The organism is Burkholderia dolosa (genome assembly GCF_902499135.1).
Taxonomy (GTDB): domain Bacteria; phylum Pseudomonadota; class Gammaproteobacteria; order Burkholderiales; family Burkholderiaceae; genus Burkholderia; species Burkholderia dolosa.
Map to the genome: position 1 here is coordinate 1 of NZ_CABVPR010000111.1, position 8894 is coordinate 8894.

General features: G+C 69.0%; 7 protein-coding genes. 4 read left to right on the forward strand and 3 right to left on the reverse strand.

Features of this window, described 5'->3' with window-relative positions:
* Nucleotides 1-714, forward strand: a 714-nt coding sequence (astE, locus tag BUB20358_RS27240; RefSeq protein WP_174905160.1) for a succinylglutamate desuccinylase, incomplete at its 5' end; no start/stop codon positions are given.
* 305 nt (nucleotides 715-1019) lie between these two features.
* The gene (locus BUB20358_RS27245; RefSeq protein WP_035972714.1) at nucleotides 1020-1814 is read left to right on the forward strand and encodes an ABC transporter substrate-binding protein; all 795 of its coding nucleotides are present in this window, start codon (nucleotides 1020-1022) and stop codon (nucleotides 1812-1814) included.
* 99 nt (nucleotides 1815-1913) lie between these two features.
* Here the strand turns inward: BUB20358_RS27245 and BUB20358_RS27250 are convergent, their stop codons facing one another.
* A complete protein-coding gene (locus tag BUB20358_RS27250; RefSeq protein WP_035972712.1) occupies nucleotides 1914-3413 on the reverse strand; it encodes an HDOD domain-containing protein in 1500 nt (499 codons plus the stop codon).
* A gap of 27 nt (nucleotides 3414-3440) precedes the next feature.
* Nucleotides 3441-5180, reverse strand: a complete 1740-nt coding sequence (gene cdpA, locus BUB20358_RS27255; RefSeq protein ID WP_201258498.1) for a cyclic di-GMP phosphodiesterase CdpA — start codon at nucleotides 5178-5180, stop codon at nucleotides 3441-3443.
* Between the two features lie 276 nt (nucleotides 5181-5456).
* Here cdpA and BUB20358_RS27260 point away from each other — a divergent pair, with 276 nt between their 5' ends.
* Nucleotides 5457-6005: a peroxiredoxin gene (locus BUB20358_RS27260; protein WP_035972708.1), complete on the forward strand. Its 549-nt coding sequence runs from the start codon at nucleotides 5457-5459 to the stop codon at nucleotides 6003-6005.
* 55 nt (nucleotides 6006-6060) lie between these two features.
* Here the strand turns inward: BUB20358_RS27260 and BUB20358_RS27265 are convergent, their stop codons facing one another.
* A complete protein-coding gene (locus BUB20358_RS27265; protein ID WP_006764722.1) occupies nucleotides 6061-6687 on the reverse strand; it encodes an SDR family oxidoreductase in 627 nt (208 codons plus the stop codon).
* A 294-nt stretch (nucleotides 6688-6981) separates the two neighbouring features.
* Here BUB20358_RS27265 and BUB20358_RS27270 point away from each other — a divergent pair, with 294 nt between their 5' ends.
* On the forward strand, nucleotides 6982-8430 hold the full coding sequence (locus BUB20358_RS27270; protein ID WP_035972705.1) for an NYN domain-containing protein: 1449 nt from the start codon (nucleotides 6982-6984) through the stop codon (nucleotides 8428-8430).
* The last annotated feature ends 464 nt before the right edge of the window (nucleotides 8431-8894 follow it).

Consider the following 8894-nt stretch of genomic DNA (forward strand, 5'->3'; position numbering starts at 1 on the left):
GAGCGCTATGTCGACGACGATCTGAACCGGTTGTTCGGCGGCCGTCACGCGCAGGTGCCGGCGAGCCGCGAAGCGCCGCGCGCCGCGCAGCTCGAGGCGGCGGCCGCCGCGTTCTTCGCCGACGCGCCCGCCGGCGGCGCGCGCTGGCACGTCGACATGCACACGGCGATCCGCGCGTCGGTGTTCGAGCAGTTCGCGCTGCTGCCGTACACGGGCACGCCGCCCGCGCGCACGATGGTCGAATGGCTCGGCGACGCGCGCATCGCGGCCGTGCTGCTGCATACCGCGAAGGGCCACACGTATTCGCATTTCACGGCCGAGCAGTGCGGCGCGCTCGCGTGCACGCTGGAGCTCGGCAAGGTGCGGCCGTTCGGCCAGAACGACCTCGCGCGCTTCGCGGCGGCCGACCGCGCGGTGCGCCGGCTCGTGTCCGGCGCCGCGCGCGATGCCGATGCGCCGTTGCCGCGCGTATTTACCGTGATCGGCCAGATCACGAAGCGCAGCGACGCGCTCGAGTTGTTCGTCGCGGCCGACGTCGCGAACTTCACCGCGTTTCCGCGCGGCACGGTGCTCGCGCAGGACGGCGACTATCGCTACACGGTCACGCACGACGAAGAGCGGCTCGTGTTTCCGAATCCGTCGGTGAAGCCCGGGCTGCGCGCGGGCCTGCTCGTCGTCGACACGACGCGCGACACGCTCGCGGCGCTCGTCTGAGCGATGCACCGAGTACACCGTGCCGGCCGCGCGATTCGCGCCTCGTCTGCGGCCGTCCGGCTTGCGGATAGGCGACATCGTCTTGCCGGTGCGGCGAGCGGTTTTCGCGGCCACGGACGCGCAGCGCAGCATCGGTGGCCGCCACCCGCGTTGCCGTGCCGGGCCGCGCGGGTTGGTACAATCGCGGCCTTGCGGCGATTGCACCGCATCGCGGCGCGGCATCCGGATTGCCGTCGGCATTCGCCGCTGCAATGATGCGTGTGCCCGTCGTTCCGGAACATTCGAGTTATCGAGGAGAACATCTGATGAAGTTGGATTGGCGTAAAGTGGCCGCCCATGCAGTCGTGGCGGCGTCGGCGGTGGCGGCAGGCAGCGTGTGGGCCGCGGATCTGAAGGAGATCCGCTTCGGCGTCGAGGCGTCGTACGCACCGTTCGAATACAAGACGCCCGACGGCAAGCTGACCGGCTTCGACATCGACATCGGCAACGCGGTGTGCGCGAAGCTGAAGACGAAGTGCGTGTGGGTCGAGAACGACTTCGACGGCCTGATCCCTGCGCTGCAGGCGCGCAAGTTCGACGCGATCAATTCGGACATGACGATCACCGAGCAGCGCAAGCACGCGATCGCGTTTACCGATCCGATCTACACGATCCCGAACCAGCTGATCGCAAAACAGGGCAGCGGCCTGCTGCCGACCGCGCAGTCGCTGAAGGGCAAGCGCGTCGGCGTGCTGCAGGGGACGATCCAGGAAGCGTACGCGAAGAAGAAGTGGGCGCCGGCCGGCGTCGAAGTCGTGCCGTACCAGACGCAGGATCTCGCGTACGCGGACCTGAAGTCGGGGCGTCTGGACGCGACGTTCCAGGATTCCGAGGCGGGCGCGAAGGGCTTCCTGTCGAAGCCGCAAGGGCAGGGCTTCGCGTTCGCGGGCGGCACGGTCAGCGATGCGGAGATCCTCGGCTCGGGCGTCGGCTTCGGGCTGCGCAAGAACGACGCGGCGCTGAAGACCGCGCTCGATCAGGCGCTGAAGGAGCTGAAGGCCGACGGCACGATCGACAATCTCGCGAAGAAGTACTTCAGCGTGCCGGTCACGCTGAAGTGAGCGAAAGCGCGCGCGCTTTCCCGTCGCACGATGCAGCCGGCCGCTTTTGCGGCCGGTTTGCTTTTCAGCCGGCGCAAACGCCGGCGTGCCGCCGCCGCGTCATGCGGGGAAGAACCGCCCGAGTTCGCGCGCGAGCTCGTTGAGCACGCCCATCTCCGGCTGCGTGATCTTGCGCGCCGGCTGCGCGCCGGCCCAGTCGCCGTACAGCAGCGCGACCGTCGTCGTGCCGACGCGCACCGGCAGCAGCACGAATGCGCGCGTGTCGTCGAATGCGTCGAGATACCACGCGGGCAGCCGCTTGATCATCTTCGGTTCCTGCGCCTGTTCGATGAAGATGCCGACCGAATTGCTGATTGCCAGATGGAACACGTCCGGCTCGAAGCGTTCGTCGAAGCGCAGCCGTTCGAGCGACGCATCGACGCCCGGGCCGAAGCCGAGGCGCGCGGCGAACGTGCCGTCGTCGTGGCGCACGAACGTCACGGTGCGCGTGAACGCGAGACCCGCGAGCAGGCTTTCGGAGGCCAGCGCAAGCACCGGCGCGAGCACGTGCTCGGACGGCAGCGCGCGCAGGTCGGCGAGGCCGGCTTCCAGGCGCGCCTGCGGCAGCGCGTGCGTACGCGCGATCGCATCGGCGTTCGCGCGCAGCTCGACGATCTCGCGCATCACGACGTCGCTGGCTTCCTCGCGCGCGAGGCCCTCCGCAATCTCGACGAGCGCCGCCGGATCCATGTCGAGCGCCGGCGCGCAATGCTGCGCGAGCGCGGCGATGCGCGCGTCGCGCTGCGCGCTCGCCGGCATCGCGAGCGCCGTCGCGACGTCGGTCGAGCAGCGGCTCACCGCGCGCAGCCAGCGTATGCGGCCGGCCGGACCGTCGTCGGCCGCGCCGGCCGGGCAGCAGATGCCGCCGTTGTCGAGGCTTTCGCCGCACGTCGCATAGCCGTCGACGTTCGCCATTCCGGCGCGGATCGTGTCGGGCAGCCGCCAGCGCGCGGCGGCCTCGAGGCCGATTTCGTCGAAGCCGACGCCGAGCACGTCGATGCACGCGGCCACTTCGTCGCCGTTCAGTTCCGCCGCGCGGCTGCGGATGCGGTCCCATTCGCTGTCGAGGTAGCAGACCACGAGCAGCTTGCCGACCTGCCGCATCAGCGTGCAGACGACGGCTTCCTCGCCCGAGCGCAGCTCCGCGTGCTCGGTCAGCTTGCGCGCGACGCAGCCGGACAGCAGCGCGCGGTTCAGTTCGAGCTTCGCGTCGATGCGCCGCGGCGTGCTGTGATGGAAATGGTCGACGAGCTTCAGCCCGACGACCAGATGGCCGACCGCATCCATGCCGAGCACCATCAGCGCACGCGTGACGGTCGTGATGTTGCCGCCGAACGCCATGTACATCGCGGAGTTCGCGAGCCGCAGCACCTTCTGCGTCAGCGCGAAGTCCGACAGCACGACGCGCACGAGCGCGGTGAAGTCGAGGTCGTCGTTCTTCATCGCGGCCATCGTCGCGCGCAGCGATTCCGACAGCAGCGGGAAGTCGCCGCGTTCGTTCATCCGCGCCCACAGCTTGTCGAGCAGTGCCGTGTGCGGCGGGTGTTCGATAGTTGACATACGGATCCGTCCGGTTCGCCGCCCGCGTCAGGCGGCGTGCAGGCGCAGCTGCTGCGCCTCGAAGCGCCGCGCGAGTTCCTCGGACGGCAGCGCCTGGCACACGAGCCAGCCCTGGATATGGTTGCAGCCCATCTCGGTCAGCAGTTCGCGCTGCGCCTCGGTCTCGACGCCTTCGGCGACGAGCTCGAGTTCGAGCGTCTGCGCGAGCCCGACGACCGCGGACACGATCGCGCGGTCGTTGCGCGACGTCAGCAGGTTCTCGACGAAGCTGCGGTCGATCTTCAGCTTCGCGAGCGGGAAGCGCTGCAGGTACGCGAGGCTCGAGTAGCCGGTGCCGAAATCGTCGATCGCGAAGCGGATGCCGAGATCGGTCAGCTCCTCGAGCAGCGCCTTCGCGTGCACGGGATCGTGCATCAGCAGGCTTTCGGTGATTTCGAGCACGATGCGGCGCGCGTCGATGCCGGTCAGCGCGATCGCGTCGCGCACGCTCTGCGTGAAGCGCGGGTCGCGGAACTGCTGCGGCGACACGTTGACCGCCACGTATTGCAGCGCGAGTCCCTGGCGGTCCCACGCGACGAGCTGCATGCACGCGGCCTTCAGCACCCAGTTGCCGAGATAGTTGATCAGGCCGATCGATTCGGCGAGCGGGATGAACGTGGCCGGCGGCACGAGCCCGTGCACCGGATGGCGCCAGCGGATCAGCGCCTCGACGCCCACCACCGCGCCCGACTGGCTGCGCGTGATCGGCTGGAAGTGCAGCGAGAATTCGCCGTTGCGCACGCCGTCGTACAGATCGGCTTCGAGCTTCAGCCGCTCGGCGTCGGCCGGATCGTCGACCGGCGCATGGAACGCGAGCGCGTTGCCGCCCGACGCCTTGGCCTGCGCGAGCGCGTGATCGGCGCGGCGCAGCAGCGGGCTGTGATGCTGCGCACGATGCGGCGCCGCGCGCTCGTCCGGATAGAACGCGATGCCGATGCTCGCGGACAGGTGCACGGTCTGCCCCTGGTACACGTACGGTTCGCGTACGGCGGCCTGCAGACGGCGCGCGAGCGCATCGGCCGCGTCGCTCGCTTGCGCGCGGCCGGCCGCGTTCAGCACGATTGCGAACTTGTCGCTCGCGACGCGCGCGAGCCGCTCGCCCGGCGCGACGAGCGCCTGCAGCCGCTGCGCGGTCTCGCGCAGCAGCGTGTCGCCCGCGTCGTAGCCGAGCGCGCGGTTGATCCGCTGGTAGTCGTCGAGATCGAGCAGCAGCAGCGCCGCGCAGCCGCCCGATTCGTCGGCGGTCTGTTGCGCGCGCAGCAGCGCGGGCACGAGCGCCGACAGGTTGTCGAGCCCCGTCATCGGGTCGTGATGCATTTCGTACGTGAGGCGCGCTTCGAGCGCGCGCCACGACGACACGTCGAACGCGGCGATCGCAAAGCCGTCGACGCCGTGATGGCGGCTCTTGAACGCGCGGATCTCGACGTCGAGCGGATAGGTCAGCGACTTCACGATGCACATCGTCGCCTTTTCGACCTGACCGGAATGGGACGCGCGGGCGAGCAGCGCTTCGAGCGCCGCGGTATCCTGTTCGGCGATCAGGTCGCGCAGCGTCAGCGTATGCAGATAGTCGCGGTGATAGCCGATGAAGCGCAGGCTCGCATCGGAGATGTACAGAAAACGCAGTTCGCGATCGACATGAGCGAGGAAATCGACCGTGCCGACCGTCTGTTCCAGCCAGTCGCGCATGGTGTCGTCGCGGCGCGGCGCGACGGGCCGCGCGGGCATCAGCGCTCCGCCCGACCAGGCGAAGCGGCGCAGCGTATGCAAGGCACTGCGCCAGGAGCCCTTGCGTGGCGTCTGTTTCCTGTTGGCTTCCATGTATCTCGCTGACGTGAAGGGCTGGAACCGGTTGTCCGGGAGGAATAACGGCAAGTTGCGGCGAATCTTTAACGGCCGGCCGCGGCGGCGACGCCGCGGCAGCCGGATAGCACACGGCGGCGTTCGATACGCGAACGCCGCCGTGCGACATTGACGCTGACTGTATAAGAAATGAGGACGCAGATGAAGCGAAAACTATGGATGACGGGCGCCGCGATGATGCTGGCCGGCCACGCACTGATCGCGCATGCGCAACTGAAGCCGGGCGCCGCGGCGCCGGATTTCACGACGCAGGCGTCGCTCGGCGGCAAGACGTACACGTACTCGCTCGCCGACGCGCTGAAGCACGGGCCGGTCGTGCTGTATTTCTATCCGGCCGCGTTCACGAAAGGATGCACCATCGAAGCGCACGCGTTCGCGGATGCGGTCGACCGCTACAAGGCTTACGGCGCGACCGTGATCGGTGTATCGGCGGACAACATCGACACGCTGACGAAGTTCTCGGTGAGCGAGTGCCGCAGCAAGTTCCCGGTCGCGGCCGATCCGGACGCGAAGATCATCCGCGAATACGATGCGAAGCTGCCCGCGCTCGACCGCGCGAACCGCGTGTCCTACGTGATTTCGCCGGAAGGGAAGATCCTGTACGAGTACACGAGCCTGTCGCCGGACAAGCACGTCGAGAACACGCTGGCCGCGGTGAAGGCGTGGGCCGACGCGCATCCGCGGCAGTGACGGCGGGCGGCGCGCCGCGATGCGGCGGCCGCGCCCGCGGCGTGCGCCGCGCGCGTTACGCGCGCAGCGCCTGCTCGATCGGCACGCTGCCGCCGACGAAGCCGACGACCTTGCGCGAAATGCCAAGCTTGATCGCTTCGATCGCGGCCCATGCGACGTCCTGGCGCGACACCGGCGGTGCCGCGTCGAGCCGCTCCTCGGTCAGCGCGATCTTGCCGACGCCCGGCGTGTCGCTGAGCGGGCCGGGGCGCAGAATCACGTAGTCGATGCCCGACGCGATCACGCGTTCGTCGCCTTCGCGCTTCATCTGCGAGTAGTGGTGCAGCGCGCCGCTGCGTTCGGGCCAGTACGCGGACAGCGAGCTGATCACGACGAGCTTCTGCACGTTGTACGCGAGCGCGTGCTCGGCCGTGCGGGCGACCGCGTCGCGGTCGATCTGCTGCTCTTCGAGCGCGCCCTCGGATTCCGCCGAGCCGGCCGCATAGATCACGTGCGAGATGCCCTGGAACGCATGCGAGAAATCGCCGGTCAGATCGGCTTCGACGACCTTCGCGCCCGGCAGCGCATAACCGTGCCGGCGCACGAGCGCCGTCACCTCGAATTCCGGCTGCTCGAGCAGCAGATCCGCGCAGGCCCGGCCGGTGCGGCCGGTTGCGCCAATCAGCAGAACTTTCGTCGTCATGAAACGGCTCCTTGCTGGTGCGTCATCCGCCGAGATAGGGACGGACGACCGATACTCAAGTGTAATGTCGATTTGGCCCGACGGCGGACGGGTAATAAGGGGCGTACCGGCGTGGGCGTGCCGGCGTGGGCGTGCCGGCGCCGACGCACCGGTGTAGGCACGGCTCGACCGCGCGCGCCGTTTCGCCGTCGCGCACGCGAATGCCGGCGTCGGGCCGCCGACCGGCTATCATGTGCGCGATGGATTTTTCGCCGCTACGCATGACAACGCGTCGGCCAACCGGTTGGAGTACAGATGGCATTACCCCTGGACAACGTCAGCATGGCCGTGTTCTGCGACTTCGAGAACGTCGCGCTCGGCGTGCGCGACGCGAAGTACGAGAAATTCGACATCAAGCCCGTGCTCGAGCGGCTGCTGCTGAAGGGCAGCATCGTGGTGAAGAAGGCCTATTGCGACTGGGATCGCTACAAGGGCTTCAAGGCGGCGATGCACGAGGCGAGCTTCGAGCTGATCGAGATCCCGCACGTGCGCCAGTCGGGCAAGAACTCGGCCGACATCCGGCTCGTCGTCGACGCGCTCGACCTTTGCTATACGAAGTCGCACGTCGACACGTTCGTGATCATCAGCGGCGACTCCGATTTCTCGCCGCTCGTGTCGAAGCTGCGCGAGAACGCGAAGAAGGTGATCGGCGTCGGCGTGAAGAAATCGACGTCGGACCTGCTGGTCGCGAACTGCGACGAATTCATCTTCTACGACGATCTGGTGCGCGAGCAGCAGCGCGCGCTCGCGAAGCGCGAACAGCAGCACGCGGGCAACGGCGGCGCGAAGCGGCCCGACGAGCCGTCGCGCAAGCACGACATGGACGCACGCAAGGCCGAGGCGATCGCGCTCGCGGTCGAGACGTTCGATGCGCTCGCGTCGGAGCGTGACGATGTCGGCAAGATCTGGGCGTCGGTGCTCAAGAGCGCGATCAAGCGCCGCAAGCCGGACTTCAACGAGTCGTATTACGGCTTCCGCGCGTTCGGCAACCTGCTCGACGAAGCGCAGGCGCGTGGGCTGCTCGAAGTCGGGCGCGACGACAAGTCGGGCGCGTTCGTGTCGCGGGCGCGGCAGCCGGCCGCGGTCGAGCACGTGACGCCGGTGCGCGATGCCGGCAGCGCGCAGCCGGTCGAGCCGACCGCGGCCGCGCGCGACTCGCGCCGACGCGGGCGCGGGCAGCGGACTGAAACGGCCGGGCCGGATAGTGCGCACGGCGATGCGGGCGAGGCGGTCGCGGCGGAAGCCGTCGCTGCCGGTGCGGTCGACGAGGCGGTGCTCGTACGCGACGCGCCGTCGGACGCGTCGGCCGACGCGAACGACACGAACGATGCGAGCGACACGAACGTCGGCCGCAAGCGCGCGCGCAAGAGCGCGGCGAAGAAGGCCGGCGCGAAGAAGGGCGCGGCGCGGCGCCCGGCCGGCGCGGACGATGCAGCACACGACGGCGGCCCGCGCGGCGGCGACGAGCCGGCGAGCGGCGCGCCGGCCGATGCGCAATCTCGTGCCGATCGGCATGTCGGCGCGCAGCACGCCGAAGCGCGCGATGCGGGCGATTCGGGCAGCGACGATACGGCCGCGGCACAGCAGCCCGCCGATGCGGCAACGCCGTCCGACGCGGCTGCCGATGCGAAGCCGAAGAAATCGGCCCGCAAGACGGCGGCGCGCACGCGCCGGCCGCGCAAGACTGCGACGTCTGCAGAATGACGACCAGCGATAGACGGTAGGCGATAGGCGGTGGGGAATAGGCGATAGGTGGCAGGCGATAGCGATACGCGCCAGGCGGCACGCGGCACGCGTTAGGCGTTAGGTGTTAGGCGTTAGGCGTTAGGCGGCAGGCGGCAGGCGGCAGGCGGCACACGGCAGGCGATAGACGGCAGTCGACACGCGATACGCAGCGGCGCCATGCACCGGCACGACGCATCGGCGCTCGACACCGACACAATGCGTCGGCTCAGCCGAATGCACGCGCCGGCCGCCACAAGCAACCTTTGCATCATGCGCAAACCGGCGCCGCACCGCGCCGCACCGCGCCACGCCGGCCGCAGCCGCCGTTAGCGCTTCGCACCGCGCGGCCGCCGCACGTCGGCGTCGCTAGTCAGTATGACTCCCGCGGGGCAAAGGCTGGCCTGCCGTGAGGAATCAAGCGCGGGTTAGCATTGCTGCCAGAG

Bases quoted from the DNA above. Each gene is read 5' to 3' on its own strand.
- BUB20358_RS27245 (WP_035972714.1), top strand. From the start codon at position 1,020: ATGAAGTTGGATTGGCGTAAAGTGGCCGCCCATGCAGTCGTGGCGGCG.
- BUB20358_RS27250 (WP_035972712.1), bottom strand. From the start codon at position 3,413: ATGTCAACTATCGAACACCCGCCGCACACGGCACTGCTCGACAAGCTG.
- cdpA (WP_201258498.1), bottom strand. From the start codon at position 5,180: ATGCCCGCGCGGCCCGTCGCGCCGCGCCGCGACGACACCATGCGCGAC.
- BUB20358_RS27260 (WP_035972708.1), top strand. From the start codon at position 5,457: ATGAAGCGAAAACTATGGATGACGGGCGCCGCGATGATGCTGGCCGGC.
- BUB20358_RS27265 (WP_006764722.1), bottom strand. From the start codon at position 6,687: ATGACGACGAAAGTTCTGCTGATTGGCGCAACCGGCCGCACCGGCCGG.
- BUB20358_RS27270 (WP_035972705.1), top strand. From the start codon at position 6,982: ATGGCATTACCCCTGGACAACGTCAGCATGGCCGTGTTCTGCGACTTC.